Consider the following 24,594-nt stretch of genomic DNA (forward strand, 5'->3'; position numbering starts at 1 on the left):
GCTGGCGGAGGTGGAGAGGGGGCTGCAGGCGTGGAAGAGAGGCCGCAGGGCGGAGAGGGGCAGCGGGTGCGGTGGAGGGGCCGCCAGGCCTGAGGCGGAGGCGGCGGGGCGGCGAGGCCGAGGGCTTGTGGGGGTGGGGCGGCGAGGCCGAGGGCTGGCGGAGGGGGGTGGTGGGCCTCAGTCGGAGGCGGAGGGCTGGCGGAGGGGGGTGGTGGGCCTCAGTCGGAGGCGGAGGGGCAGCGGGGCCGAGGGCTTGTGGGGGTGGGGAGGGAGCGGCAGGTGTGGCGGAGAATGGGCGTATGGCGGGATCAGGGGAGCGGGCGCGGCACTGGCGGTACGAGGAGCTGCCCGGCGTCGACCTGCTGCGGGCCCGGTACATCCGCAAGACCTTCGTCCGGCACACGCACGAGAACTTCGTGATCGCGGCGATCGCCGACGGGGTCGAGGTCTTCCAGCACCGCGGCTCCGACGTGTCCGCCGGGGCGGGGGCGCTCGCCCTGGTCAACCCGGACACCACGCACACCGGCCGGGCCGGCGTTCCGGAGGGCTGGCGCTACGGCGCGATCTATCCGTCGCCCGAGGTGGTGGCCCGGATCGCGGCCGACACCACCACGATCCGGGGTACGCCCGGCTTCGTCAGCCCGGTCCTCGACGACCCCGAGACCGTCCGCCTGGTCCACCAGGTGCTCCGCGCGACCGAGGAGGGCAACGCGCTCGCCGCCGACACCCTGCTGCGCGTGGCCGTGACCAGACTGCTGCGGCTGAACGGAGGGCCGCTGCCGCAGCGCCGGACGCGCACGGCCGGCGCCGCGATCGCCGCACGCGCGCGTACCGTCCTCGAGGAGCGGATGGCCGAGCCGCCGACCCTGGAGCGCCTGGCCACCGACCTCGCAACCAGCCCCTTCGCTCTGCTGCGCGCCTTCCGTGACGCCTACGGCATGCCCCCGCACACCTGGCTGACCGACGCCCGGGTCCGCCGTGCCCGGCTCCTGCTGGACGCGGGCACCGCTCCCGCCGAGGCGGCGGTCGCCGTCGGCTTCACCGACCAGCCCCACCTCAACCGGCACTTCACCCGGATCATCGGCGTGCCCCCGGGCGCCTATCAGCGCGAGCGCAAGAACGTACAAGACTCGAACTGAAGGCCGCCCGTACCGTCCGAGGCGTGGCACAGCGACAGACAACACTCGCGGCACCCCCGGACGGGGCCGGCGAGGACATGGGAAAGCCGGACCGAGCCGTCGTACGGGACGCCCTGGGCGTCGGCGTCGCCGTAGGACTGTCCGGGTTCGCCTTCGGCGTCACCTCGGCGGGCAGCGGGCTCGGGCTGCTCCAGACCTGCGCGCTCAGCCTCCTGGTCTTCACCGGCGCTTCCCAGTTCGCCCTGGTCGGCGCGCTCGCCGCCGGGGGCAACCCGTTCACGGCCGCCGCGGGCGCCTTCTTCCTCGGCGTGCGCAACGCCTTCTACGGGCTGCGCCTGTCGCAGTTGCTCGCCCTCCCGCGCGCGGTGCGGCCGTTCGCCGCCCAATGGGTGATCGACGAGACCACCGCGGTGACGCTGGCCCAGCCGGACCGGCGGGCCGCGCGGCTCGGCTTCACCGTCACCGGGCTCAGCCTCTACGTGCTGTGGAACCTGACCACCCTGCTCGGCGCCCTGGGCGCCAAGGCCATCGGGAACACCGACGCCTGGGGCCTGGACGCGGCCGGGCCCGCCGTCTTCCTGGCCCTCCTCGCCCCCATGCTGAAGACGCCCACCGAGCGCGCGGTCGCCGGTCTCGCGGTCCTCCTGGGCCTCGGTCTGCTGCCGGTTCTCCCGGCCGGCGTACCGGTCCTGGTCGCGGCGCTGGCCGCCCCGGTCGCCCTGCTCGCCGAGGGCCGCCGTACGCGCCGCGACGGCGGCGAGGCGGCGGGATCGTCCGCCATGCCGGACGTGGTGCCGGACGCCATGCCAGAGGCCATGCCGGACGCGGTGCCGAGCGCATCCGAGGAGAATCGTTGAACGTCTGGATCGCCATCGGGATCACCGCTGTCGGCTGCTACGCCGTCAAGCTCGTCGGACTGCTCGTACCCGCGGCAGCCGTGGAGCGACCGCTCGTCCGGCGGCTCGCCGCCCTGCTGCCCGTCGCCCTCCTTGCCGCTCTCACGGCCCAGCAGACGTTCGCCGACGGGCACGCGCTCGTGCTGGACGCGCGGGTCGCGGGTCTCGGCGCAGCCGCCGTGGCACTGGTGCTGCGCGCGCCGTTCCTGCTGGTCGTCGCGGCGGCCGTGGTGGTGACGGCGGGAGTGCGCGCCCTCGGCGGATGAGACGGCCGGCCGGGGCATGATGGCCGGCCAGGCATGACGGTCGCTCGGAGCGTAGGCGTAGGCGGGGCCGGGGCGGTGCAACAGCGCGTTCCCGGCCCTCGGCCCGCGCAGCGCTGCGTCCGGTCAGCCCACGAAGCGGCCGTACGCCCTGAGCGTGCGCAGGGCCTCGATCGTCACCGTGGGGCGCGCCTCCAGAGCCGGCGCCGGTGCCCACTGGCGCCAGCGGATCGGCCAGCCGCCGTCCTCCTGCTGCTCGGCGGCGAGGAAGTCCAGGGAGCGTGTCATCTCCTCGTCCGTGAACCACGCGCGCGCGAGCGACTGCGGGCTCCTCGCGAAGTCGTGCGGGAAGTGGTGCTCGTCAGGGGCGTAGCCCGGCGCGACCGGGTACGCGTCGAGGCGGTCCGGATCCAGCGCGGCCAGCCGCTGCTCGCGCACCAGGCGGCCGAGACGGTCGGCCGCCGCCTGCGCGCGCGGGCGGTCGGGAGCGGAGTCGAGGAAGGCCACGGCGGCCTCCACCTCGTAGGGATGGGACTTGTCCAGGGACTCCACCGCCTGCCAGCAGAAGTCGGTGGCCCGGAACAGCCACGCGTGCCACACCTCGTTGCGGTGCAGCAGGCCCACCACGGGACCGGTCGCCAGCAGCTCGGCCGGCGGGTCCTCCACCACCGGCACGAACGGCGCCACCGGGTATCCCCGCTGGCCGGGACTGATCGCCGGCAGCGCACCGTCCACGGTGGAGACAGACGTCAGGTACCGGCACACACGCTCCACCCGCTGCCCGCCGCAGCGTCCGACGGCGTCCAGTACGCCCAGCGCGCGCCCGGTGTGCAGGGGCTGGCTCACGGGACCCCGCAGGTCGGGTTCCAGTGCGTGGCCGTACCCGCCGTCCTCGTTGCGGTAGGCGTCCAGCGCCACCTCCACCGGATCGGGGGAGCCGTTCAGGAAGTGGTACGCGAAGAGCCGCTGCTCCAGTACGCGCGCGGTGAGCCAGACGAACTGTTCGGCGCGGAAGAGCGGTGAGCGAGCCTGGGGCGCAGGGGGGAGTGGGGATGCTCCTGTTTCGGCCATGCGTCAGACCGTAGGACGGAAAGCGGTCTCGGCAGGCACTCCCGTGCGGGGCCCACCCCAAGGGGCGGGATACTGGTGTCATGCGGTTGACGGTCTTCTGGCAGCGGATGGCGGAACACTTCGGTCCGGGGTACGCCGACACCTTCGCGCGCGATCACGTCATGTCCGAACTGGGTGAGCGCACGGTGAACGAGGCTCTGGACGCCGGCTGGGAGGCCAAGGACGTGTGGCGCGTGGTCTGCTCGGTCATGAGCGTGCCGGGGGAGAGGCACTGATCCGCAAGCGTTGATCAATGATTGATGTCATTGATGTGGTTGATGTGGTTGATGTGGTTGATTCGGTCGATGCGGCTCCATGGATCGGATGCGGTCCCGGGCAGTCGTCGGCATGGGCGAGACTTGGCCCGTGGCTCTCAATGACGACACCGAACCGGTGGACCGGCACGCAGCATCCCCGACCGGTACGACGCCGCCCGCCGGGCCCCCGGCCGACGGCGTCGCCGCGCCGAGCGGCCGCATGCCGCGCTGGCTCCCGCGTGCCATGGTGCTCGCGCTCGCCCTGGTCGCGGCGTTCCAGCTGGGGAACTGGGCCTTTCACCAGTTGATCGGGCTCCTGATCAACATGTTGATCGCGTTCTTCCTGGCTCTCGCGATCGAGCCGGCGGTGAGCTGGATGGCCGGTCGCGGAATGCGCAGGGGGCTCGCCACCTTCCTGGTCTTCCTCGGCCTGGCGGTCTTCGCCGCGGGCTTCGTCACCTTGCTCGGCTCGATGCTGGCCGGCCAGATCGTCAAGATGATCGAGGGTTTCCCGGAATACCTTGACGCGCTGATCAACTGGGTCAACCAGAAGTTCCACACGAACGTCCGGCGGGTGGACATCCAGGAGGGCCTGCTGCACTCCGACTGGTTGCAGAAGTACGTGCAGACCGGCGCGGCCGGCGTCCTCGACGTGTCCACCCAGGTGCTCGGCGGTCTCTTCAAGCTGCTGACTGTCGCGCTGTTCTCGTTCTACTTCGCCGCCGACGGCCCCCGGCTGCGCCGCGCACTGTGCTCCGTCCTGCCGCCCGCGCGACAGGCCGAGGTGCTGCGGGCCTGGGAGATCGCCGTCGACAAGACCGGCGGCTACCTCTACTCGCGCGGCCTCATGGCGCTGATCTCCGGGATCGCGCACTACATCCTGCTGGAGGCCCTGGGCGTGCCGTACGCGCCCGTGCTCGGTGTCTGGGTCGGTCTGGTCTCGCAGTTCATCCCGACCATCGGCACCTATCTCGCCGGCGCGCTGCCCATGTTGATCGCGTTCACCGTTGATCCCTGGTACGCGGTGTGGGTGCTGATCTTCGTCGTGGTCTACCAGCAGTTCGAGAACTACGTGCTGCAGCCCAAGCTGACCGCCAAGACCGTCGACATCCACCCGGCCGTCGCCTTCGGCTCGGTGATCGCCGGCACCGCGCTGCTCGGCGCGGTCGGCGCGCTGATCGCCATCCCGGCGGTGGCCACGCTCCAGGCATTCCTCGGGGCGTACGTGAAGCGGTACGCCGTCACGGACGATCCCCGGGTGTACGGATACCGCTCCCGCGGACCGGGCGGCTCGGGTGGCCCGGGGATGTTCGCCCGCGGGCGGCGGCTGCGAGAGGGCCGGGTCGGCGCGGGGACGACCGGCGCTGGGACGACCGGCGCCGTGACCACTCCCGTGGACGAGGAGGAGTCCTCGTAGGAGAAGACATGGGAGGAGAGACGCGTTCAGTACGTCAGTGCCGCCCACACCCCGGCCCCGGCGACGGCGGCCCCGTAACAGCCGACCGCCGTCGCCACGATCCGCCACCGTGTCCGTTCGCTCCACGAGGTGCGGGACAGCAGCCAGGCCAGCAGCGGCAGGACCAGCACGGCGTGCAGGCTCACCCCGTGCAGCGGCTTGAGCGGGGCCGTCGAGTGGTAGGCGGCCTCCTGGTGGCCGGTCCGGGTCAGGACGACCCCGCGCGCGATCATCGCCGCGCCCGAGGCCAGCGCCACCAGCAGGACGGCGAACCCTGAGCGCACCGCGAGCGGCATGCCGGCGGGTCCCGTCGGCCGGTGCCGGAAGGACGCGACGGCGAAGACGGTGAGCAGCGCCACCAGGACCCCTCCGCCCACCGCAAGCGTCATGGACACCGCCGTGTCGAAGGGCGTCTCCATGTTCAGGTGCGAGGGCACCCGGCGCCACGCCTGAACGGTGATGCCGCCGACCTCCACCACGCAGTCCGCGGCGAAGACGACGAGCAGCACGGTGCGCAGCCGCGCCCCGACGCGCAGATACGACGTGACCCACGTGATCGCGATCAGCGTCACCCCGAAGGACAGCCCGAACGTGACGGGCTTGCGCCAGGAGACGGGCCCGTACCAGGGTCCGCCGTCGACCGCGAACACCACCAGATGCGCGAGGCCCGAGAGCACCAGGAGCAGACCGACGGTGTGACAGAGCCGTTCGACGGAGCGTACGGAGCGCGGATTCTTCATGCGCCAAGGCTCCCGGGGCACCCCGGCCCCGTCGTCGTCCCGCCGAAGGCAGCCGGTGTACGACACCGGGAGTACTCCCTTCCTGTACGGAGCGGGAGCCGGACCTGAAGCCGGGGAGCACGGAGGCCGGGGGCAGTCCGGAGGGCCGGGGATGGGATAGGTCGAGGGCTGGGGTCAGGTCGAGGGGCTGCGGGGGACCGTGGCGGCGGGTGGGGCCCAGCGGTGGGTGCGGGGCACCGCGTTGTCGACGCCGTAGTCCTTCTTGAGCTGCTCGGGGATGGCGTGGTGCATGACCCGTCCGCGTGTGAGGGACGACAGTTCGAGGACGGTTGTCAGGTGGCCGAGGCGGTCCAGGGCCCAGGCGCCGAGCGGAGAGCGGTCCTCGACGGTCTCCAGGACCCCCAGGAGGTGCGGTACGGCCTTGACGAGGGTGTCCCATCGGCTGCGGGGGACCTGGAGCCAGTCCGCACAGGTGTCGCCCACGAGATGGCGGACGAGAGCGGACACGATCGGGTCGAAGAAGGTCCCGGGGACGACCTCTTCGTAGAGGTCGATGAGCTGGCGCGTCAGCTGCGCGCCCTCCTCGGAGGGCCCCATGTGCCGGATCATGTACAGGTCCAGGAACCGGCGGGCCTCGTCCAGGTCCATCGGGACGGCGTCCTGGTCGACACCGAGCATGGCGCCGACCACACGCCAGGCGTAGTAGTAGGCCTCCGCGCCCTCCGTGGACATGTGGATGCCGAGACGGTGCAGGCTGTCCAGGACGAGCAGGGAGAAGAACATCTGCCCGCCGATCATGTCCTCCTGGCAGATCGGCGTCCCGAGGGCCTCGGTGTCCCAGCGGTTCTCCCGCTTGAGGTGATGGCGGATCGAGGCATGCAGAAGCCGTACCTTCTGCGCGGCCGGGACGAAGCGTCCGCCGGCCTCGAAGGCGTCGGGCCGCATCAGGTAGACCGTGAACTGGCCGGTCTCCGCCATCCGTTTGGACGGGTACTTCAGCGAGTGAGTGGCCGACAGCAGTTTCGCCACGTGCGGCACGACGTAGCAGGCGGGCATGGAGGCGAAGGAGAGAGCGGTGGAGATGTGCACGTTGTTGTCGATGAAGAACAGCCGTGCCTTCTCCATCTCGCCCCAGTCCACCCAGGCCGGCGGGGCGCTCGTGGCCTCCAGGTACTCCCGGGCGACCTCGGGCAGCCCGTCCGGCAGCGGGGCGCCGGCGGTGGAGACGTAGCGCATCAGGGTGTTGAACTTGCCGACCTCGCCACGCTCGAAGAGCGTGGCGACGGTGGCGTCGGCGAGTTCGTCGCCGACCTGCCGCAGGGCGTCCATCGACGCCTCCGTCCTCGGCACCTCAGTCTTCGGCGCCTCGGTGGTCGAAGCGGCGGTCGTCGAGGCCTCGGTCGCTGATGCTGCTCTACGGGTCATGGCGGGGCTCCTTGTCCGGGCGCGGGACGTCCCGGCCGTCGGCGTCGGGGAGGGGAGGGGAGGGGAGGGGGTGACGGGGAAGTGACCGGAGCGGCACGCGCGTGTGCCGCTCCGGTGTGGGTCAGGCCGGCCGGACCGTCGCCGCATGCGCCAGCGCGGTCAGGGCGTCGGCGGCGGGCCGGGGCACATCCAGCTCGTGCAGCGCGTCGAGCGCCTCCTCGACGCGCGCGGTGATCATGTTCTCGACGCGGCCGGGCGTCCCCAGCCGGGACATCACCCGGCGTACGGCGTCCACGTCGTCCCGGTCCAGGTCGCCGCGCCCCAGCAGGGCGCGCAGCCGTTCCCGCTCGTCCTCGTCCGAGATGCGCCAGGTCTCCGCCAGCAGGGCGGTGGGCCGGTGGCCGCGTACGTCGTCGGTGTCGGCCTTGCCGGTGCGGCCGGGGTCCCCGAACAGGCCGAGCAGGTCGTCCCGCAGCTGGAACGCCTCGCCCAGCGGCAGCCCGTAGGCGGAGTAGCCCTCGCGCAGCCGCTCGCCGGCCCCGGCCAGGGTGCCGCCGATCAGCAGGGGCTGCTCGACGGTGTACTTGGCGGTCTTGTACCGGATCACCTTCAGCGACGCCGTGGTGTCCGGGGCGGTGCCGGTCAGCAGGATCTCCAGACACTCGCCCGCGATCAGCTCCCGGGCCAGCGCCGACCACAGGGGGCGGGCCCGGGCGAGGTAGGCGGCGGGCAGGCCGCTGGCGACGAACAACTGGCCGGCCAGCGCCACCAGCAGGTCACCGACCAGCATGGCGAGCGATCGCGCGGCGTCGCCGGTCCGCGGATGCTCAGGCACGGCCGTGCGCAGCGCCTGGTGGGCCGTGGGCCGGCCGTGTCGCAGGGGGCTGTCGTCGATGAGGTCGTCGTGGACGACGGCGGCCGCGTGCACCAGCTCCATGGAGGCGGCGGCCCGCACCAGCGCGTCGCTGTCCGGCTGGCCGACCGCGCGCCAGCCCCAGTAGCAGAACGCCGCCCGCAGGCGCTTGCCGTCCGCGACCGCCGTCTCCAACTGCTCGGCCACCGGTCCCAGGACCGGGTCGACCGCCGCGAACCGGTCGGCCTCCTCGGCGACGAAGTGGTGCAGCACCTGATCCACACGGGCCTTGAACGCGGCCGGTTCCCATCGCTCAGGCGCCATCGACCGGCCGCCGAGCGAGGGTGTGCCGCGCGAGGATCTCCAGGTGGGCCGGGGGCACGGACGCGTACCGGTCCAGTGCCAGTCGGCCGCGTGCCACCAGATCGTGCTCGGCCTGTGCCGCCAGCTCGGTCGCGTCGGAGCGGCGCAGCAGCCCGCGGACCGTCGTCAGGGCCGAGCCCAGTGTGTTCACGGCCAGATCGGCCATCCCCGCCACCAGAAGCACCGCCTGCTCGTCGAGGCCTTCTCCGTGTCCCGCTCCTTGTGTCATGCCCTCTCCCCACGGCACGTCCGCACGGCAGCGGTCACCTGCCGTGTCCTTCGAGCATCGGGGCACGGCGGGCGCGGGGAGGAGGGAACTCACGATCGGGTGATCGACTTTCGGCCGCGCGGATCGCCGCCGGGTTGCGGATCGGCGAAGGCCCGTCTGGAGGGGGGAAGTCCGTGCGACCGTACCGACATGCCCGAACGTGCCGGTAAGCAGTCCTCCGACGGGAAGGACGCCCTCACCGCAGGCTGTCTCCTGGTGCTCGTGCTGGTGGCGGACACCGCGGCTGCCTTGCTGGTCCTCATCGTGCTCGCGGTGCGAGGGCTGAGCCGGATGGACTCCGACTCCGTACGGACAGGGGCCGGCACACAGACAGCGGCCGGCACACAGACAGTGGCCGGCGCCCCGGCCGCGGACTGGGCGCCCGTGCTGTGCTTCGGCGCACTGGCCCTGGCGGTCTGCGTGACGGGCGTCGTGCTGCTGAGACTCGGGCACCGGGGCATCGGGGCGGTCCAGCTGGTGCTCTGTCTCGTCCTGGCATCCCACGCGCTGGGGACCTGGCCCTGACCGTGGCGCGCTTGACACGAAAATCGAACATACATTCTCATGGAAGCTCAGGCGAGGCTCGTGACGGGGATTTCGACGCGGTTTTGGTAGGGATGTCCCCCAGTTATCCACAGGCCGAGCCGACGTCGGGGCGCATTGTCAGTGGCAGGCGTTAGCGTCTTTGACGTGAAGCGATCGACTCAAGCAAACCGGGTGGAACCCATGGCAGGAACCGACCGCGAGAAGGCGCTCGACGCCGCACTCGCACAGATTGAACGGCAATTCGGCAAGGGCGCGGTCATGCGCATGGGCGAGCGGTCGAGGGAGCCCATCGAGGTCATCCCGACCGGGTCGACCGCCCTCGACGTCGCCCTCGGCGTCGGCGGCCTGCCGCGTGGCCGCGTCGTGGAGATCTACGGACCGGAGTCCTCCGGTAAGACGACCCTGACCCTGCACGCGGTGGCCAACGCGCAGAAGGCCGGCGGCCAGGTCGCCTTCGTGGACGCGGAGCACGCGCTCGACCCCGAGTACGCGCGCAAGCTGGGCGTCGACATCGACAACCTGATCCTGTCCCAGCCGGACAACGGTGAGCAGGCGCTGGAGATCGTGGACATGCTCGTCCGCTCCGGTGCGCTCGACCTGATCGTCATCGACTCCGTCGCCGCGCTCGTCCCGCGTGCGGAGATCGAGGGCGAGATGGGCGACAGCCACGTCGGTCTGCAGGCCCGTCTGATGAGCCAGGCGCTGCGGAAGATCACCAGCGCGCTCAACCAGTCCAAGACCACCGCGATCTTCATCAACCAGCTCCGCGAGAAGATCGGCGTGATGTTCGGCTCCCCGGAGACCACGACCGGTGGCCGGGCGCTGAAGTTCTACGCCTCGGTGCGCATCGACATCCGGCGCATCGAGACCCTGAAGGACGGCACGGAGGCGGTCGGCAACCGCACCCGCTGCAAGGTCGTCAAGAACAAGGTCGCGCCGCCCTTCAAGCAGGCCGAGTTCGACATCCTCTACGGCCAGGGCATCAGCCGTGAGGGCGGCCTGATCGACATGGGCGTGGAGCACGGCTTCGTCCGCAAGGCCGGCGCCTGGTACACGTACGAGGGTGACCAGCTCGGCCAGGGCAAGGAGAACGCGCGCAACTTCCTCAAGGACAACCCCGACCTGGCGAACGAGATCGAGAAGAAGATCAAGGAGAAGCTGGGCGTCGGAGTCCGGCCGGAGGAGCCCGCCGCCGAGCCCGGCGCGGACGCCGCGGTCACCACCACCACCGCTGCCGCCGCCGACGCCAAGGCCGCGCCCGCCCCGGCGGCTGCCAAGGCCACCAAGCCCAAGGCCGCCGCAGCCAAGAGCTGACCGTGACACGACGAACCGACTGGGCCGAGCACGAGTACGTCACTTCCGGTACCCCACGGGGGAGGGGCACCGTGGACGACCCGGCCTTCGCCCCGGCCGGTGACGACGACGGACACGGGGATTCGGCGTACGGGGATTCGGCGTACGGCGGTCCCGGGGACCACGGCGCACACCCGGACGACGAGCCCCACGGGGGCGGCTCGTCGGGCCGAGGCTCACGGAGCGCCGCCGGGCAGCGGGGCGGCCGGGGCCGGGGCCGCCGACGCGGCGGCTTCGGGGACCCGGCGGGTGAGGACGAAGGCGCCCCTTCCTCGTCGAGGGCCGAGCGGGGGGAGTCTTCAGGGGACCCGGCTGAGCGGGCGCGGGCCATCTGCCTGCGCCTGCTCACCGGGACCCCGCGCACCCGCAAGCAACTCGCGGACGCCCTGCGCAAGCGGGAGATCCCCGACGACGTGGCCGAGGAGGTGCTCTCGCGGTTCGAGGAGGTCGGGCTGATCGACGACGGCGCCTTCGCCGACGCCTGGGTGGAGTCCCGGCACCACGGCCGGGGGCTCGCTCGCCGCGCACTCGCCCGGGAACTGCGCACCAAGGGCGTCGACTCGACGCTGATCGACGAGGCCGTCTCCCAGCTCGACTCCGAGCAGGAGGAGGTGACCGCCCGCGAGCTGGTCGCCCGCAAACTGCGGGCCACCCGTGGCCTCGACCGCGACAAGCGCATCCGGCGCCTCGCCGGCATGCTCGCCCGCAAGGGCTACCCCGAGGGCCTGGCCCTCCGCGTCGTGCGCCAGGCATTGGAGGAAGAGGGCGAGGACACGGAGTTCCTTGAGGACGAGGGGTTCTGAGAGCGGGCTCTGAGGAGCGGTTTCCTGAGGAGCGGTCTCCGACGCGCGGGCGCTCCGAGGGGCGGGGCGTTCCGAGAGGCAGGGGTTCCGGCAGTCGTGGGGGAGGCGTACCCAAATTCTCCGCGCGGGCAGCACGCACTTCCCCGTGCAGGAGGGCACGGGCTCGCCCGCCCGGTCGTCATGGGCGGGGTGTCCTGGCCGGCTCCGCCGCCCGCCCGAAGAGCCGTGACCGCCTCAGTCCGCCACTGACTTCACCGGCTCAACCGGCTCAACCGGCTCCACCTGCTCAACCGGCTCAACCGGCTCCACCTGCTCAACCGGCTCCACTGGGAACCCCGCGCTGCGCCACGCCTGGAAGCCGCCGACCAGGTCCGTCGCCTGGTGCAGGCCCAGTTGATGGAGGGAGGCGGCGGCCAGGCTGGAGGCGTAGCCCTCGTTGCAGACGACCACGACGCGCAGGTCGTGTCCGGTGGCTTCGGGGACACGGTGGCTGCCCTGCGGGTCAAGGCGCCACTCCAGTTCGTTGCGCTCGATCACCAGGGCGCCGGGGATCAGCCCGTCCCGCTCGCGCAGAGCCGCGTACCGGATGTCGACCAGCAGGGCCTCGCCGGTTCGCGCCGCCTCGTGCGCCTCCTGTGCTTCGATCCGCCGATATCCGGCACGCACCCGTTCCAGCAACGCGTCGATGCCGACCGGCTGGACGACCGTGCCGTCGCCCGGCGTCGGCCTCCCGCTCACCGCGAGCCCCCGTTCACCACGAATCCGTCGCTCACCGCGATCCCTCCGCTCACTGCCAGTCCTCCGGCCGCTCGACCTGCTCCAGGCGCAGCACCTGGCCGGCGCGGCTGTAGCGACGGATGCGGGGCAGCGGCGGGTAGTAGGCGTGGACGGAGATCGCGTGACGGTCGGGAGACTCGTTGAGCACCTCGTGCACGTGATGGTGGCCGAAGGCGCGGCCCTGACCGGCGGGCAGCCGGCGCTCGCGGTCCACGTCGTCGGCGAGTTCGAGGGTTTTCCAGCCGTCCGAGGGAAGCCGGGCGGCCAGCGCGTTCTCCTTGAGTTCGCCCGAGGCGGTGAGGAACGCACCGACCGAGTCCGCGTGGTCGTGCCAGCCGGTACCGGTGCCCGGCGGCCAGCCGATCAGCCAGGCCTCACTGCCACCCGGACCCGCCAGCCGCACCCACGTACGACCCTCGGGGTCGAGCGGGAGGGAGTCGATCAGCTCGGCGTCGGCGGCCGTACGCCGCGCGAAGTCGAGAAGGTCCGCCTGGGTGGGCGCCGAGCCGGACACGCGGGGCCCGGAGGTCGAGAACGCCGAGGAGGACACAGATGTGGAGGACACGGATGCGGGAGACACGGGTGTGGGGGACACAGGTGTGGAGGGGGAGACAGACACGTGCACCGTCCTGAAGAAGGTTCGCCGGACAGGCGCACGACGGCGCCCGCAAAGAGGGATGCGAAATTCAGCAGGACGAGTGACACACGCAGCCCGCGTAGCGGACGAGGTCCATATGGACCCTCCGCCACAGGCGCACACAGGTGTCGGTCACGATCTGGAGTACAGCATGGCGCCGTACCCCGGTCAATTCACCGACAGCATGTGGACACGGCGTGACCTGACTCACGGTCACCGCGCGGCCGAGCCGGCCTCCGCCGCCGTCTCCTCCTTGTTCTCCTCCTTGTTCTCTCTCTCCTCCTTCCGCTCCCTCTCCTGCTCGTTCTCCTTCACGGCGCCGCCCAGCGTCGCCTCCGCCGCCGCGTACAGGTCGGCCGGCCGGACCCCGCTCAGGGCGGTGACCAGGTGGCCGTCGGGGCGTACGAGCAGCACGCTGTGCGCCGGTGCACCCGGGTAGCTTTCGGCGACCAGCAGCTCCGCCGGATGGGGCAGCGCGGTCACCGCGGCGGCGAGGCGGGGCATCACCCCGGCGGACACCCAGTGCTTGCGTTCCCATACGCCCGTGCCCGGCGCGATCAGCACGACGAGCAGCGAGCCCCGGCCGAGCCGGTCGCGCAGCCGGACGAAGGAACCGTCCTCCGCCGTGACCCGTACATCGGTGACCGGCGCTCCGGGCGGGGTGCCGACCGGGATCTCGGCCTCCAGATGCCGGGGCGCGAGCGGCGAGTCGGCGTACGCCCCCGGCGCGCCCAGCGTTCCGCGCCCCAGATGGCCGTCCGTGAGCAGCACGTCGTGGCCCCGGGCCGCGCCGGGGACGTAGTGGCGCAGCCCGCCGCCACCGCGCAGGACCGGCAGCAGTTGGTCGGCGGCGCGCAGCCGGGAGGCGACGACCGCGCGCCGTTCGGCCTGGTAGCTGTCCAGCAGGGCGTCGTGCGGCCCGTGGTGCCAGGCCGGGGCCAGCTTCCAGGCGAGGTTGTCGGCGTCGCGCAGCCCCTCGTCGAGGCCCTGGGTGCCGAGCGCGCCGAGCAGGTGGGCCGCGTCCCCGGCGAGAAAGACCCGGCCCACGCGCCAGCGGCGGGCGAGGCGGTGGTGCACCGTGTGGACACCGGTGTCGAGGAGGTCGTACGCCGGTGCGGTGCCGTCGGTCCAGCCCGCGAGGGTCTCGCGGATCCGGGCCACCAGGATCTCGGGCGTGACCAGGTCCTTGCCCGGCGGCAGCAGCCAGTCCAGGCGCCACACGCCGTCCGGGAGGGGGCGGGCGGTCACCTCCCCGGCCGAGGGCCCGGACGACCGCCACGGCGGCATCCGGTGGATCAACGCGCGACCCTCCCACGGAAGTTCCGCGCGCAGGGCGGCGACCGCGTGCCGTTCCACCGCCGTACGGCCCGGGAAGCGGATGTCCTGCAGTTTGCGTACGGTCGAGCGGGGGCCGTCGCAGCCGACCAGGTAACTGCCGCGCCACCAGGTGCCCTTGGGGCCACGGGTGTGTGCGGTGACGCCGGAGCGCTCCTGCTCCATCGAGTCGAGCCGGCTGTCCACGGCCGGCTCGATGAGCGGCTGCCGGGCGACGGCCGCGCGCAGCGCGCGCGTGAGGACGTGCTGCGCGAGGTGCAGCGGGGCGGGTTCGTCCGCCGTGAAGTCGCCCTCGCTCATCACCTGCCGGCGGCGCAGGGACCGCCAGCCGGTCAGGCGCACGCCGAGGTCGCCGAGGGAGGTTCCGGTCAGCCGGTCCAGCAGGGCGGCCGTGTCCTCGCGCAGTACGACGGTGCGCGCCGGGCGCGGTTCGTCCTTGCCGGGGCCCTCGTCGAGGACGACGGACGGAACCTCCTGGCGGGCGAGTGCCAGGGCGAGCGTGAGCCCGACGGGCCCCGCTCCGACGATGATCACCGGGTCCACGGCGCGGCGCCCCCTGCCCGCAGCGGTGCCCTGACGGACATGAGGGAACAGGTGGGTGAAGCGGGGTGCACGGTCACAGAACGTATGCAACCCATTGGCAGAGTATGCGTCAAGTGACCGGAGGCAGTGGCGATCATGCCACTGCCTCCGGGTGCTGCATTCGGGTTTGACGTGACGTCAGGCCGAGGTCCCGGTTCCCGCGTGGCCCGCGATGCCCACGGTGTCCTCGGGGCCGAGGACCGCGCCGGTCGACTTCTTGCGGCGCCGCAGCCGTCCCTCCAGCCAGCTCGCGAACTGGGTCAGCGAGAAGTTGATGATCACGTAGATCACGGCGACGACGGTGAACGAGGCGATGGTGTTGGCGCCGTAGTAGCCGCTCATCGTGTTTGCCGAGGCGAGGAGTTCGGGGAAGGTCAGGACCGCGCCACCGATCGCCGTGTCCTTCACGATCACGACGAGCTGGCTGACGATCGCCGGGAGCATCGCGGTGACCGCCTGCGGCAACAGGATGAGCCGCATGACCTGTCCCTTGCGCAGACCGATCGCCACGGCCGCCTCGGCCTGGCCCTTCGGCAGGGAGAGGATGCCCGCGCGGACGATCTCCGCGAGCACCGACGCGTTGTACAGCACCAGGCCGGTGACCACCGCGTAGAGCGGGCGGTCGTCCGAACCGACGTTGGTGTACTGGGCGTACAGCGCCAGCCCGAAGATCATCAGGACGAGCACGGGGATCGCCCGGAAGAACTCGACGACGACCGCCGCCGGCACGCGTATCCACCGGTGGTCCGAGAGGCGGGCTATGCCGAGCGTCGCGCCCAGCGGGAGCGCGATGAGCATGGCGAGGGCCGCCGCCTTCAGGGTGTTCTGCAGGCCGGGCCAGATGTACGTCGAGTAGGCCTCGCTGCCGCTGAGGTACGGCTTCCACAGGATCCAGTCCAGCTGGCCCTTGTCGTCGAGCGCGGAGTAGACCCACCACAGGACGGCCGCGAAGGCGGCCAGGAAGACCACGGTGTACAGGACGTTGCGCCGCTTGGCTCGGGGGCCCTGGGCGTCGTACAGGACGGAACTCATCGCTTCACCGCCACCTTCTTGCCCACCCAGCCGAGGATCAGGCCGGTCGGCAGTGTCAGGCAGCAGAAGCCGAAGGCGATGACCGCGGCGATCGGCAGCAGCTGCGCCTCGTTCTCCACCATCTTCTTCATCAGGTACGCCGCCTCGACCACGCCGATGGCGGCCGCCACCGTGGTGTTCTTCGTCAGCGCGATCAGCACGTTGGCCAGCGGGCCCACGGCCGCGCGGAAGGCCTGGGGCAGCACGATCAGGCCCAGTACCTGGGTGAAGCTCAGGCCGATGGCGCGGGCGGCCTCGGCCTGGCCGACCGGCACGGTGTTGATGCCGGAGCGGATCGCCTCGCAGACGAAGGCCGACGTGTAGACGATCAGACCGAGCACGGCCAGCCGGAAGTTGATCACGTCGACCGTGTCCGCGCCCAGGCTGATGCCCAGTGTCTGGTTCAGGCCGAGCGAGGTGAACAGGATGATCACCGTGAGGGGGATGTTCCGCACGATGTTCACGTAGGCGGTGCCGAAACCGCGCATCAGCGGCACCGGGCCCACCCGCATGGCGGCCAGCAAGGTGCCCCAGACCAGGGAGCCCACGGCGGACAGCAGCGTGAGCTGCACCGTCGTCCAGAAGGCGCCCAGCACGTCGTAACGTCCTAGAAAGTCGAACACGATCTCCCGCGCTTCCGCGTGTAGGGATGCCCGGGTGCGCCGCCCTCAGGGACGGCGCACCCGTTGGGCGTTGCCTCAGCTCTTGATGTCGCCGATCTTCGGGGCGGGCTCGTTCTTGTAGCCGGCCGGGCCGAAGTTCTTGGTCACGGCCTTCTGCCACGAACCGTCGGAGACCATCTCCTCCAGGGCCTTGTTGATCTTGGCCTTGAGGTCGCTGCCCTTCTTGACGCCGATGCCGTAGTTCTCGTTGGTCATCTTGAAGCCGCCGAGCTTGAACTTGCCCTTGAACTGGGACTGGGCGGCGTAACCGGCGAGGATCGAGTCGTCCGTCGTCAGCGCGTCGATCGCCTTGTTCTGCAGACCGGTCAGGCAGGCCGAGTACGTCGGGTACTCCTGGAGCTGAGCCTTGGGAGCCAGCTTGTCCTTGACGTTCTGAGCCGACGTCGAACCGGTCACCGAACACAGCTTCTTGCTGTTCAGGTCCGCGGGCGCCTTGATGGCGCTGTCGTCGGCGCGCAGGAGCACGTCCTGGTGGGCCAGCAGGTACGGGCCGGCGAAGTCGACCTTCTGCTGACGCTCCGGGGTGATCGAGTAGGAAGCGGCGATGAAGTCGACGTCACCGCGCTGCAGCATGGTCTCGCGGTCGGCGCTCTTCGACTCCTTCCACTCGATCTGGTCCGGCTTGTAGCCGAGCTTGCCGGCGACATAGGTGGCCACGTCGACGTCGAAGCCCGCGTAGCCCTGCGGGGTCTTCTGGCCGATGCCGGGCTGGTCGAACTTGATGCCGATGCTGATCTTGCCGCCCCCGCCCGAGCCCTTGTCGTCCTTCTTGCTGCCACCGCACGCCGTGACGGACACGGCGAGGGCGAGCACGACGGCCGAGGCGGCGGTGACCTTGCGGAGCTGCATGGTGAACATCCTTTGCGTGGTGAAAGACGAGGTCCGTGACGGACGGGTGACCCAGGCCCTTCGGCGGGCCGGACGGATCAGTGGTGCAGGATCTTCGACAGGAAGTCCTTCGCCCGGTCGCTGCGCGGATTGCTGAAGAACTGCTCGGGCGCGGCCTGTTCGACGATGCGGCCGTCCGCCATGAAGACCACCCGGTTCGCGGCGGAACGCGCGAAACCCATCTCATGGGTGACGACGACCATCGTCATGCCCTCGCGGGCCAACTGCTGCATGACCTCGAGGACCTCGTTGATCATCTCGGGGTCGAGAGCCGAGGTCGGCTCGTCGAAGAGCATCACCTTCGGACCCATCGCCAGCGCTCGGGCGATGGCGACACGCTGCTGCTGACCGCCCGACAGCTGTGCGGGGTACTTGTCGGCCTGGGTGCCCACGCCGACCCGGTCGAGCAGGGCGCGCGCGTTCTCCTCGGCCTGCTTCTTGTCCGTCTTGCGGACCTTGATCTGGCCCAGCATCACGTTCTCGAGCACGGTCTTGTGCGCGAAGAGGTTGAAGGACTGGAAGACCATCCCGACGTCGGCGCGCAGCCGGGCCAGCTCCCTGCCCTCGTGAGGCAGCGGCTTGCCGTCGATCGTGATGGTGCCGGAGTCGATCGTCTCCAGGCGGTTGATGGTGCGGCACAGGGTCGACTTCCCGGACCCGGAAGGGCCGATGACCACGACGACCTCGCCGCGGGCGATCGTCAGCTCGATGTCCTGGAGCACGTGCAACGCGCCGAAGTGCTTGTTGACGCTCTTCAGGACGACCAGGTCGTCGGACGTGGCCACGTCTTCCTCGGCCACCGATACATTGGTCATCGCTCTCAGGCTCCGTCCTCCTCGGTTTCGGTGGACAGTAGTGACGCCGGTGACCAGCGTCATCACATCTGAGGGGAATCTGAGGATCACGATCCGGTCGCAGACGGGCACGTGTCGTAGCACTCGCCACACAGGTGCGTATCGGCCGGATAACGGAAGTCACAGGCAACCGGAACCCTCTTGACGCCGTCCTTGTCCATCGGCGTCACTGCCATGGTGCACGCGTGCACGCAGTACAAGCCGAACGGGAACCGAGACCGTACGACTGCTGAACCGGAGGGGGCGGGGATGAGACTGCTGCTCGTCGAGGACGACAACCACGTCGCGGCAGCCCTGTCCGCGATTCTCGCGCGGCACGGTTTCCACGTCACCCACGCGCGCAGCGGCGAGGAAGCCCTCCAGGCGCTCGTCCCCGAGGGCGCCGGATTCGGCGTGGTCCTGCTCGACCTGGGCCTGCCCGACCAGGACGGCTACGAGGTCTGCGGCAAGATCCGCAAGCGCACCAGCATCCCGGTGATCATGGTCACCGCCCGCTCCGACGTCCGCTCCCGCATCCACGGGCTCAACCTCGGCGCGGACGACTACGTGGTGAAGCCCTACGACACCGGGGAACTGCTCGCCCGGATCCACGCCGTCAGCCGGCGCACCGCCCACGGGGACCCCGAGACCGCCGGCGAGAGCACCCTGCTGCTCGGCCCGGTCCGCATAGAACTGCCCAACCGCCAGGTCACCGTGGACGGTTCGCATGTCCAGCTGACCCGCAAGGAGTTCGACCTCCTCGCGCTGCTCGCCCAGCGCCCCGGGGTGGTCTTCCGGCGGGAACAGATCATCAGCGAGGTGTGGCGCACCAGTTGGGAGGGCACCGGGCGCACCCTGGAGGTGCACGTCGCCTCCCTGCGCGCCAAACTGCGCATGCCCGCGCTGATCGAGACCGTACGCGGCGTCGGCTACCGGCTCGTCGCCCCGGCCGGGTAGCGGGGACGGGTGCGCACACGGCTCCTGCCCCTGCTCATCGTCCTGATGGCGGCCGTCCTGCTCGCGCTCGGCGTGCCGCTCGCCGTCAGCGTGGCCGCCGCCCAGCAGCAGAAGGCCGTCGTCGACCGGATCGACGACACCGCGCGCTTCGCCGCGCTCGCCCAGTTCGTCACCGACGCGCCCGGCGGATCCCGCCCCAGCGCCCCGGACGAACGCCGGGAGACCCTGCGCCGCGAACTGGTCAGCTACTACGGCGTCTACGGCATACGCGCGGGCGTCTTCTACCGCAACGGCTCGGCGATGGCCAACGCCCCCGGCGACTGGCTCGTACCGCAGACGGGGGAGCTGCGGGAGGCCTTCGACGAGGCGCTGCTCAGCCGGCGCAGCCACGACCCCAGCCAGGTGTGGCCCTGGCAGCGCGGCCGGCTCGTCGTCGCCTCACCGGTCATCCGGGACGGGGACGTCGTGGCCGTCGTCGTCACCGACTCGCCGACCGGGCAGATGCGTTCGCGGACCCTGCGCGGCTGGCTGTACATCTGGGCCGGTGAGCTCGCCGCGATGCTCCTCGCCGTCGGCGCGGCGCTGCGCCTGACCGGCTGGGTGCTCAGGCCGGTACGGATCCTGGACGCCACCACCCACGACATCGCCACCGGACGCCTCAAGTCCCGGGTCGCGGCGGCCGGCGGGCCGCCGGAACTCAGACGCCTGGCCCGGTCGTTCAACGAGATGGCGGACAACGTCGAGGACGTGCTGGAGCAGCAGCGCGCGTTCGTCGCGGACGCCTCGCACCAACTGCGCAACCCGCTCTCGGCGCTGCTGCTGCGCATCGAACTGCTCGCCCTCGAACTCCCCGAGGGCAACGAGGAGATCGCCTCGGTCCGCACCGAGGGCAAGCGCCTCGCGCAGGTCCTGGACGACCTGCTGGACCTGGCGCTGGCCGAGCACGCCGAGGCCGACCTCGAACTGACCGACATCGGCGCGCTGGCCGAGGAGCGGGTCGCCGCCTGGGCACCGGCCGCCCGCGCCAAGGACGTCCGGCTGTCCGGCGACTGCCCGCCCACCACCGGCTGGGCGGACGCGATCACCCTCTCCAGCGCCCTGGACGCGGTGATCGACAACGCCGTGAAGTTCACCCCCGAGGGCGGCACGGTGGAGGTCTCCGTCTCCTTCGACGGCGACACCTCACAGGTCGTGGTCACCGACACCGGACCCGGCCTGACCGACGAGGAACTCGCGCGCGTGGGCGACCGTTTCTGGCGCAGCGGTCGCCATCAGAACGTCAAGGGCTCGGGGCTCGGCCTGTCCATCACCCGCGCCCTGCTCGCGGCCGGCGGCGGCTCCCTCGACTGCGCACACCATGAGCCCCGGGGCCTGCGGGTCACGGTGAAGATCCCGAGGGACGCACAACCCTAGGGCTTCACCGACCGGTAGTAGCGCCTGGCGCCCTCGTGCAGCATCAGTGGGTCGGTGTAGATCGCCGTGCGAAGGTCGACCAGCTGCGCGGAGTGGACGTGCGCACCGATGTCGTCGCGGCTCTTGATCACCGTGCGGGTCACCCACTCGGTGAGCCGCGGATCCATGTCCTTGCGGGTCATCAGCAGATTGGAGACAGCGATCGTCGGCACCGCGGAGCCGTACTGCAACCCCGCGTACGCCGACTCGGGGATGGTGGTGGCCCGGTAGTAGCGCCCCGCCTCGCCGTCGGCGTGCAGCCGGGTGAGGAGGTCCTCGCCGATCGGTACGAACTTGAAGGCGGACTGCTTGGCCAGCCCCATCAGGCCCTTCGTGGGCAGCCCGCCCGACCAGAAGAAGGCATCGATCCGGCCCTGCCGCAGCCGATCGGGCCCCGTGTCGATGCCCTCGGAGACGGGGGTGATGTCCTTCTTGGGGTCGATGCCCGCGGCCCTCAGCACCCGGTCCGCGATCAGCCGCACCCCGGAGTTCCGCAAGCCGGTGGCCACCCGCTTGTGCCGGAGGTCCGCCACGCTGGAGATCTTGGACCCGGTCGGCACGATGAGCTGCACATAGTCGTCGTAGAGCCGGGCCACACCGCGCAGCCGGCCCGCGCTGTCCGGGTGCTGCAACTCGTACGTCTCCACCGCGTCGGCCGCGGCGATGGTGAAGTCGGTCTTCCCGTCCGCCAGCCGCTGGATGTTCTCCTGCGACCCCGCGCTGTTCAGCAGCTTCACCGTCAGGCCGGGCATGTCCCTGCCCAGCTCGGTGCGCAGCCGCTCGCCGTACTCCTGGTAGACCCCCCGCGGGGTGCCCGTGCTGAAGACGATCGTCCCCGTCGGCGGCTTCTCGCCCAGGGGCAGTAGCCACCACAGCAGCAGGCCGAGGGCGACGACGCCGACGACCGAACCGCGCAGCGCACGGCGCCGGGCGAGGGAGGAGAGCACCTGGGACATGCGGGCGATCCTGCCAGGCCGGGTCCGGGGCTGGCCAGGGCCGAGGTCGCTCAGCGGGCCTGTGGACAACTCCGGGGCTGTCAGAGGTGGCGGCTACAGTCGCCGTATGAGCACTTCCCCCGCGCACCTCGTCCGTGAGTTCCACCTCGCCTTCGGCCTCGACGCCCGCACCAGGCCGCAAGAGGTGTCGCCCGACCTGGCCGCGCACCGTGGGGAGTTGCTCGCCGAGGAGGCCGAGGAAGTCGCCGAGGTGGCGGTCGACGGCCCGCTGGACCGCCTCGCCCATGAACTGGCGGACGTGGTGTACGTGGCGTACGGCACCGCGCTGGTCCACGGCATCGACCTCGACGACGTGATCGCCGAGATTCACCGCGCCAACATGAGCAAGCTCGGCCCCGACGGACAGGTCGCCCGCCGCGCCGACGGCAAGGTCCTCAAGGGGGAGCACTACCGGGCACCGGACGTGTCGGCCGTCCTGCGCCGCCAGGGCTGGATACCTGACGGCGCCTGAGACCTGGGACGTCAGCGAGCCGTGCGCGGGCTCAAGGCGGTCTGGAACACGGTGAGTTCGGGGCACCCCCCTGGCCGGACTCCGGCTCGGAAGAACGGTCAGCGGGGCGGGTCGCCGTGGCCGGGCAGACCGGTGCCACCGAGGCGGGTCAGCAGGGTGGAGAGCTGCCCGATGTCCCCGTCGCCCCAGGGCGGTGCGGCGAAGAACTCGGCGGCGGTCTCCTCGGCCGTGTGCCGCATCCGCGTCAGCAGTCGCCGGCCGGTGTCGGTCAGCGAGGCGTAGGCCACGCGCGCGTCACGGGCGTCCGCCTCGCGGGTCACCAGCCCGATCCGCTCCAGGGGTGCCAGCCCGCGGGTCACCCCGGAGGCGGTCAGCCCCAGGGACTCGGCCAGATCGACCCGGCGCATCCGGCCGCCCGGCGCCTGACCGAGCCGCAGCAGCAGCGTGAAGTCGGCGAGGCTCACCCCGTGCAGCCCACCCAGGCGCGCGTCGAAGCGCCGTGCGAGCGCGGCCTGCGCCCGCATCAGCCGCAACGACGCGTCCAGCGCGTCACTCATTGCCAACCTCTCGATTCATTGCTGACTCCTTGAGTACTCAAGTTTATGCGCCCATGGTGCGCGCGTTGCGCCGCTGCCGCTTCCCCAGGGGCGCCTGGGAGAGGTCCTCGGCGCTGGAACGGAGGTTCTTGAAACCGTAACCGCGCTCGGTCAGCCACGCCTTCGCCGTCTCCTCGGCCCGCTCCGTCGCCTCCAGGATGTCCTCCTCTTCCTCCCCGGTGTCCGAGAAACGGAAGACGAAGGCCGACCGGGCGGCGATGTCGTAACTGAGGTGCCCTTCGGGCGTGTAGGCGGAGCGCAGCACGTCGTGCTCGGCGGCGTCCGCCAGCAGTTCGGCCCGCTGCGCGTCGCCGAGGCCGTCGAAGGCGCCGCGGACGGTGATGCGGAAAGTACGTGTACTCATCCCGCGACCATAGGCAGAGTGGGCTGTGCGCCTCCACCGGGTTTCCGGCACGGGCCGCCCCGCCGGGCGCACCATCATCCACCGGTGCCAATCACTGGTGCCGCTCACCAGTGCCACTCACCGGTGCGAGAGCAAGATCACGTCAGTTCGTGCGGTCTTGGCCATGCACTCGTCACGCGGTACGGTCTGTCCGATATCGACGACGGTACGACGGAAGCCGGTGAGAGCCCGGCACGGTCGCGCCACTGTGTGCGAGGCGCCCCGCAGGGGTGTTTCGTGAGTCAGACCCGTGGCCGTCGTCCTGTGCACCACCGAGTTGGGACGCGAACTCCCAGAGGAGGTCCTGCCATGGCGCAGACCGTCGCTCAGCCGACAGCCACCACCCCCGTCGTTCCCGCCACGCTGCCGCTGAAGGCCATCGCCCCGTGGGCGGTCTTCTTCGGCATCCTGATGCTGGTCCTGCTGTACTTCGTCGGCGCCGAGCAGGGCGCCACCTCCGTGTTCAACGGCACGGACGTCCACGAGTGGGTGCACGACGGGCGTCACCTGCTCGGCTTCCCCTGCCACTGAGCCGGAGACATCGCACCCGTCATGAACTCCGCAACAGTAAGAAATCTGCTCGTGCGGGGCATGCTCGCCGGCCTCGGTGCCGGCCTGCTCGCCCTCGTCGTCGCGTACTTCCTCGGTGAACCGAACGTCGACAGCGCGATCGGCTTCGAAGAAGCCCATGCCCACGCCCATGAGCACGAGATGGAAGTCGTCTCGCGTTCCCTGCAGTCCACCGCCGGTCTCGCCACCGGCGTCCTGATCTACGGGGTCGCCTTCGGCGGCATCGCCGCGCTCGCCTTCTGCGTCGCGCTCGGCCGCGTGGGCCGGTTCTCCCCGAGGGCGACCGCGCTGCTGCTGTCCAGCTGCGCACTGCTCGCCGTGTACGTCGTGCCGTTCCTGAAGTACCCGGCCAACCCGCCGTCGGTCGGCGACCCCGACACCATCGGCAAGCGGACCGGCCTGTACTTCCTGATGATGCTGCTCAGCGTGCTCCTCGCCGTCGCCGCCACCATCCTGGGCAAGCGCCTCGCACCCCGGCTGGGCACCTGGTACGCCACCGTCGTCGCGGTGGCCGGCTTCCTCCTCGTGACCGGTCTGGCGTACGCCTTCCTGCCGGCCATCAACGAGGTGCCGAAGGACTTCCCGGCCACCCTGCTGTGGCGTTTCCGGCTGTCGGCCCTGGCCATCCAGGCCGTGCTGTGGGGCGGTTTCGGCCTGCTCTTCGGCGAGTTGGCCGAACGACTGCTGAACCCGAAGCCCGTGACGTCCGCGTCGGGGCGGGCGGTGCCGGCCGCGCACTGACCTTCAGGACATGAGAGGGCCCTCCGGGACGGGGTCTTGAGTTCTAGCGATCGTCGCAACACCCCAGCTCAAGGGGTGCGATGTTCGAGATCCGCGAGACCCGGACGGTGGCTCAGGGCCGTAGAAAGCC

28 protein-coding genes, 1 pseudogene and 1 riboswitch are annotated in these 24,594 nt (G+C 71.1%); of the genes and pseudogenes, 13 read left to right on the plus strand and 16 right to left on the minus strand.

Annotated features, from left to right (window positions below):
- Positions 1-299: 299 nt before the first annotated feature.
- From ACGFYV_RS33550 to ACGFYV_RS33560, 3 genes are all read left to right on the plus strand, one after another.
- The gene (locus ACGFYV_RS33550) at positions 300-1,139 is read left to right on the plus strand and encodes an AraC family transcriptional regulator (RefSeq protein WP_393882300.1); all 840 of its coding nucleotides are present in this window, start codon (positions 300-302) and stop codon (positions 1,137-1,139) included.
- A gap of 77 nt (positions 1,140-1,216) precedes the next feature.
- Positions 1,217-1,996, plus strand: a complete 780-nt coding sequence (locus ACGFYV_RS33555) for an AzlC family ABC transporter permease (protein ID WP_393882327.1) — start codon at positions 1,217-1,219, stop codon at positions 1,994-1,996.
- On the plus strand, positions 1,993-2,301 hold the full coding sequence (locus ACGFYV_RS33560; protein ID WP_393882301.1) for an AzlD domain-containing protein: 309 nt from the start codon (positions 1,993-1,995) through the stop codon (positions 2,299-2,301). The genes ACGFYV_RS33555 and ACGFYV_RS33560 overlap by 4 nt, the downstream gene beginning before the upstream one ends.
- A gap of 123 nt (positions 2,302-2,424) precedes the next feature.
- On the opposite strand, the gene ACGFYV_RS33565 is transcribed toward ACGFYV_RS33560, so the two are convergent.
- Entirely contained in the window at positions 2,425-3,369 is a 945-nt protein-coding gene (locus ACGFYV_RS33565) for a hypothetical protein (protein WP_393882302.1), read from the minus strand.
- An 80-nt stretch (positions 3,370-3,449) separates the two neighbouring features.
- Between ACGFYV_RS33565 and ACGFYV_RS33570 the strand changes: the two genes are divergently transcribed.
- Positions 3,450-3,644 carry a DUF3046 domain-containing protein gene (locus ACGFYV_RS33570; protein WP_393882303.1) on the plus strand — a complete coding sequence of 65 codons (195 nt, stop codon included), beginning with the start codon at positions 3,450-3,452 and terminating at the stop codon, positions 3,642-3,644.
- Between the two features lie 130 nt (positions 3,645-3,774).
- Entirely contained in the window at positions 3,775-5,082 is a 1,308-nt protein-coding gene (locus tag ACGFYV_RS33575; protein WP_393882304.1) for an AI-2E family transporter, read from the plus strand.
- Positions 5,083-5,108: 26 nt separating this feature from the next.
- On the opposite strand, the gene ACGFYV_RS33580 is transcribed toward ACGFYV_RS33575, so the two are convergent.
- The 4 genes from ACGFYV_RS33580 to ACGFYV_RS33595 all read right to left on the minus strand — a co-directional run bounded on the left by ACGFYV_RS33580 (position 5,109) and on the right by ACGFYV_RS33595 (position 8,731).
- Positions 5,109-5,861, minus strand: coding sequence for a hypothetical protein (locus ACGFYV_RS33580; RefSeq protein ID WP_393882305.1), 753 nt, complete (start codon positions 5,859-5,861; stop codon positions 5,109-5,111).
- A gap of 174 nt (positions 5,862-6,035) precedes the next feature.
- The gene (locus tag ACGFYV_RS33585; protein ID WP_393882328.1) at positions 6,036-7,211 is read right to left on the minus strand and encodes an oxygenase MpaB family protein; all 1,176 of its coding nucleotides are present in this window, start codon (positions 7,209-7,211) and stop codon (positions 6,036-6,038) included.
- Positions 7,212-7,407: 196 nt separating this feature from the next.
- Positions 7,408-8,463: a polyprenyl synthetase family protein gene (locus ACGFYV_RS33590; RefSeq protein WP_393882306.1), complete on the minus strand. Its 1,056-nt coding sequence runs from the start codon at positions 8,461-8,463 to the stop codon at positions 7,408-7,410.
- Complete coding sequence (locus ACGFYV_RS33595) at positions 8,453-8,731, minus strand: polyprenyl synthetase (protein ID WP_393882307.1); 279 nt, start codon at positions 8,729-8,731, stop codon at positions 8,453-8,455. The genes ACGFYV_RS33590 and ACGFYV_RS33595 overlap by 11 nt, the downstream gene beginning before the upstream one ends.
- 189 nt (positions 8,732-8,920) lie before the next feature.
- Between ACGFYV_RS33595 and ACGFYV_RS33600 the strand changes: the two genes are divergently transcribed.
- From ACGFYV_RS33600 to recX, 3 genes are all read left to right on the plus strand, one after another.
- Complete coding sequence (locus ACGFYV_RS33600) at positions 8,921-9,295, plus strand: inner-membrane translocator (RefSeq protein WP_393882308.1); 375 nt, start codon at positions 8,921-8,923, stop codon at positions 9,293-9,295.
- A 201-nt stretch (positions 9,296-9,496) separates the two neighbouring features.
- Positions 9,497-10,630, plus strand: coding sequence for a recombinase RecA (gene recA / locus ACGFYV_RS33605; protein ID WP_393882309.1), 1,134 nt, complete (start codon positions 9,497-9,499; stop codon positions 10,628-10,630).
- 2 nt (positions 10,631-10,632) lie between these two features.
- On the plus strand, positions 10,633-11,472 hold the full coding sequence (gene recX / locus ACGFYV_RS33610) for a recombination regulator RecX (RefSeq protein ID WP_393882310.1): 840 nt from the start codon (positions 10,633-10,635) through the stop codon (positions 11,470-11,472).
- Between the two features lie 324 nt (positions 11,473-11,796).
- Here recX and ACGFYV_RS33615 read toward each other — a convergent pair.
- The 8 genes and pseudogenes from ACGFYV_RS33615 to ACGFYV_RS33650 all read right to left on the minus strand — a co-directional run.
- Positions 11,797-12,210 (minus strand): annotated as a pseudogene (locus ACGFYV_RS33615) (rhodanese-like domain-containing protein); the annotation flags it as partial.
- A 49-nt stretch (positions 12,211-12,259) separates the two neighbouring features.
- Positions 12,260-12,814: a cysteine dioxygenase gene (locus tag ACGFYV_RS33620; protein ID WP_393882311.1), complete on the minus strand. Its 555-nt coding sequence runs from the start codon at positions 12,812-12,814 to the stop codon at positions 12,260-12,262.
- A 121-nt stretch (positions 12,815-12,935) separates the two neighbouring features.
- The gene (locus ACGFYV_RS33625) at positions 12,936-13,103 is read right to left on the minus strand and encodes a putative leader peptide (protein WP_393882312.1); all 168 of its coding nucleotides are present in this window, start codon (positions 13,101-13,103) and stop codon (positions 12,936-12,938) included.
- Entirely contained in the window at positions 13,100-14,764 is a 1,665-nt protein-coding gene (locus ACGFYV_RS33630) for an FAD-dependent monooxygenase (protein ID WP_393882313.1), read from the minus strand. Before ACGFYV_RS33630 ends, ACGFYV_RS33625 begins: the two co-directional genes overlap by 4 nt.
- Before the next feature lie 177 nt (positions 14,765-14,941).
- Positions 14,942-15,835, minus strand: a complete 894-nt coding sequence (locus ACGFYV_RS33635) for an amino acid ABC transporter permease (RefSeq protein WP_393882314.1) — start codon at positions 15,833-15,835, stop codon at positions 14,942-14,944.
- Complete coding sequence (locus ACGFYV_RS33640; RefSeq protein ID WP_393882315.1) at positions 15,832-16,497, minus strand: amino acid ABC transporter permease; 666 nt, start codon at positions 16,495-16,497, stop codon at positions 15,832-15,834. The genes ACGFYV_RS33635 and ACGFYV_RS33640 overlap by 4 nt, the downstream gene beginning before the upstream one ends.
- 75 nt (positions 16,498-16,572) lie before the next feature.
- On the minus strand, positions 16,573-17,406 hold the full coding sequence (locus ACGFYV_RS33645; protein ID WP_393882316.1) for a glutamate ABC transporter substrate-binding protein: 834 nt from the start codon (positions 17,404-17,406) through the stop codon (positions 16,573-16,575).
- Positions 17,407-17,483: 77 nt separating this feature from the next.
- Positions 17,484-18,260, minus strand: coding sequence for an amino acid ABC transporter ATP-binding protein (locus tag ACGFYV_RS33650; RefSeq protein ID WP_393882317.1), 777 nt, complete (start codon positions 18,258-18,260; stop codon positions 17,484-17,486).
- Positions 18,261-18,548: 288 nt separating this feature from the next.
- On the opposite strand from ACGFYV_RS33650, the gene ACGFYV_RS33655 reads away from it, so the two are divergent.
- Positions 18,549-19,235, plus strand: coding sequence for a response regulator transcription factor (locus tag ACGFYV_RS33655; RefSeq protein WP_393882318.1), 687 nt, complete (start codon positions 18,549-18,551; stop codon positions 19,233-19,235).
- Between the two features lie 9 nt (positions 19,236-19,244).
- Positions 19,245-20,648: an ATP-binding protein gene (locus ACGFYV_RS33660; protein ID WP_393882319.1), complete on the plus strand. Its 1,404-nt coding sequence runs from the start codon at positions 19,245-19,247 to the stop codon at positions 20,646-20,648.
- On the opposite strand, the gene ACGFYV_RS33665 is transcribed toward ACGFYV_RS33660, so the two are convergent.
- Positions 20,645-21,643 carry a TAXI family TRAP transporter solute-binding subunit gene (locus ACGFYV_RS33665; protein WP_393882320.1) on the minus strand — a complete coding sequence of 333 codons (999 nt, stop codon included), beginning with the start codon at positions 21,641-21,643 and terminating at the stop codon, positions 20,645-20,647. The two genes, ACGFYV_RS33660 and ACGFYV_RS33665, sit on opposite strands and share 4 nt — an antisense overlap.
- Before the next feature lie 106 nt (positions 21,644-21,749).
- On the opposite strand from ACGFYV_RS33665, the gene ACGFYV_RS33670 reads away from it, so the two are divergent.
- The gene (locus tag ACGFYV_RS33670; protein ID WP_393882321.1) at positions 21,750-22,154 is read left to right on the plus strand and encodes a MazG nucleotide pyrophosphohydrolase domain-containing protein; all 405 of its coding nucleotides are present in this window, start codon (positions 21,750-21,752) and stop codon (positions 22,152-22,154) included.
- 98 nt (positions 22,155-22,252) lie between these two features.
- On the opposite strand, the gene ACGFYV_RS33675 is transcribed toward ACGFYV_RS33670, so the two are convergent.
- Together ACGFYV_RS33675 and ACGFYV_RS33680 are read right to left on the minus strand one after the other, a co-directional pair.
- On the minus strand, positions 22,253-22,711 hold the full coding sequence (locus ACGFYV_RS33675; RefSeq protein WP_393882322.1) for a MarR family winged helix-turn-helix transcriptional regulator: 459 nt from the start codon (positions 22,709-22,711) through the stop codon (positions 22,253-22,255).
- 43 nt (positions 22,712-22,754) lie between these two features.
- Positions 22,755-23,114, minus strand: a complete 360-nt coding sequence (locus ACGFYV_RS33680; protein WP_393882323.1) for a DUF6204 family protein — start codon at positions 23,112-23,114, stop codon at positions 22,755-22,757.
- A gap of 166 nt (positions 23,115-23,280) precedes the next feature.
- Positions 23,281-23,426: riboswitch (cobalamin riboswitch) on the plus strand.
- 36 nt (positions 23,427-23,462) lie between these two features.
- Here ACGFYV_RS33680 and ACGFYV_RS33685 point away from each other — a divergent pair.
- Together ACGFYV_RS33685 and ACGFYV_RS33690 are read left to right on the plus strand one after the other, a co-directional pair.
- On the plus strand, positions 23,463-23,684 hold the full coding sequence (locus tag ACGFYV_RS33685; protein WP_393882324.1) for a CbtB-domain containing protein: 222 nt from the start codon (positions 23,463-23,465) through the stop codon (positions 23,682-23,684).
- Positions 23,685-23,705: 21 nt separating this feature from the next.
- Complete coding sequence (locus tag ACGFYV_RS33690; protein WP_393882325.1) at positions 23,706-24,464, plus strand: CbtA family protein; 759 nt, start codon at positions 23,706-23,708, stop codon at positions 24,462-24,464.
- Positions 24,465-24,594: the final 130 nt, after the last annotated feature.

This window comes from Streptomyces sp. NPDC048297, from assembly GCF_043201585.1.
Classification (GTDB): Bacteria; Actinomycetota; Actinomycetes; order Streptomycetales; family Streptomycetaceae; genus Streptomyces.

Excerpts from the sequence above, each read along its gene's own strand:
- ACGFYV_RS33595 (WP_393882307.1), bottom strand. The coding sequence starts at position 8,731 with ATGACACAAGGAGCGGGACACGGAGAAGGCCTCGACGAGCAGGCGGTG.
- ACGFYV_RS33655 (WP_393882318.1), top strand. The coding sequence starts at position 18,549 with ATGAGACTGCTGCTCGTCGAGGACGACAACCACGTCGCGGCAGCCCTG.
- ACGFYV_RS33685 (WP_393882324.1), top strand. The coding sequence starts at position 23,463 with ATGGCGCAGACCGTCGCTCAGCCGACAGCCACCACCCCCGTCGTTCCC.
- ACGFYV_RS33690 (WP_393882325.1), top strand. The coding sequence starts at position 23,706 with ATGAACTCCGCAACAGTAAGAAATCTGCTCGTGCGGGGCATGCTCGCC.
- ACGFYV_RS33670 (WP_393882321.1), top strand. The coding sequence starts at position 21,750 with ATGAGCACTTCCCCCGCGCACCTCGTCCGTGAGTTCCACCTCGCCTTC.
- ACGFYV_RS33680 (WP_393882323.1), bottom strand. The coding sequence starts at position 23,114 with ATGAGTACACGTACTTTCCGCATCACCGTCCGCGGCGCCTTCGACGGC.
- ACGFYV_RS33555 (WP_393882327.1), top strand. The coding sequence starts at position 1,217 with ATGGGAAAGCCGGACCGAGCCGTCGTACGGGACGCCCTGGGCGTCGGC.
- ACGFYV_RS33650 (WP_393882317.1), bottom strand. The coding sequence starts at position 18,260 with ATGACCAATGTATCGGTGGCCGAGGAAGACGTGGCCACGTCCGACGAC.
- ACGFYV_RS33570 (WP_393882303.1), top strand. The coding sequence starts at position 3,450 with ATGCGGTTGACGGTCTTCTGGCAGCGGATGGCGGAACACTTCGGTCCG.
- ACGFYV_RS33675 (WP_393882322.1), bottom strand. The coding sequence starts at position 22,711 with ATGAGTGACGCGCTGGACGCGTCGTTGCGGCTGATGCGGGCGCAGGCC.
- ACGFYV_RS33600 (WP_393882308.1), top strand. The coding sequence starts at position 8,921 with ATGCCCGAACGTGCCGGTAAGCAGTCCTCCGACGGGAAGGACGCCCTC.
- ACGFYV_RS33635 (WP_393882314.1), bottom strand. The coding sequence starts at position 15,835 with ATGAGTTCCGTCCTGTACGACGCCCAGGGCCCCCGAGCCAAGCGGCGC.
- ACGFYV_RS33550 (WP_393882300.1), top strand. The coding sequence starts at position 300 with ATGGCGGGATCAGGGGAGCGGGCGCGGCACTGGCGGTACGAGGAGCTG.
- recA (WP_393882309.1), top strand. The coding sequence starts at position 9,497 with ATGGCAGGAACCGACCGCGAGAAGGCGCTCGACGCCGCACTCGCACAG.
- ACGFYV_RS33665 (WP_393882320.1), bottom strand. The coding sequence starts at position 21,643 with ATGTCCCAGGTGCTCTCCTCCCTCGCCCGGCGCCGTGCGCTGCGCGGT.
- ACGFYV_RS33590 (WP_393882306.1), bottom strand. The coding sequence starts at position 8,463 with ATGGCGCCTGAGCGATGGGAACCGGCCGCGTTCAAGGCCCGTGTGGAT.
- ACGFYV_RS33565 (WP_393882302.1), bottom strand. The coding sequence starts at position 3,369 with ATGGCCGAAACAGGAGCATCCCCACTCCCCCCTGCGCCCCAGGCTCGC.
- ACGFYV_RS33580 (WP_393882305.1), bottom strand. The coding sequence starts at position 5,861 with ATGAAGAATCCGCGCTCCGTACGCTCCGTCGAACGGCTCTGTCACACC.
- ACGFYV_RS33645 (WP_393882316.1), bottom strand. The coding sequence starts at position 17,406 with ATGCAGCTCCGCAAGGTCACCGCCGCCTCGGCCGTCGTGCTCGCCCTC.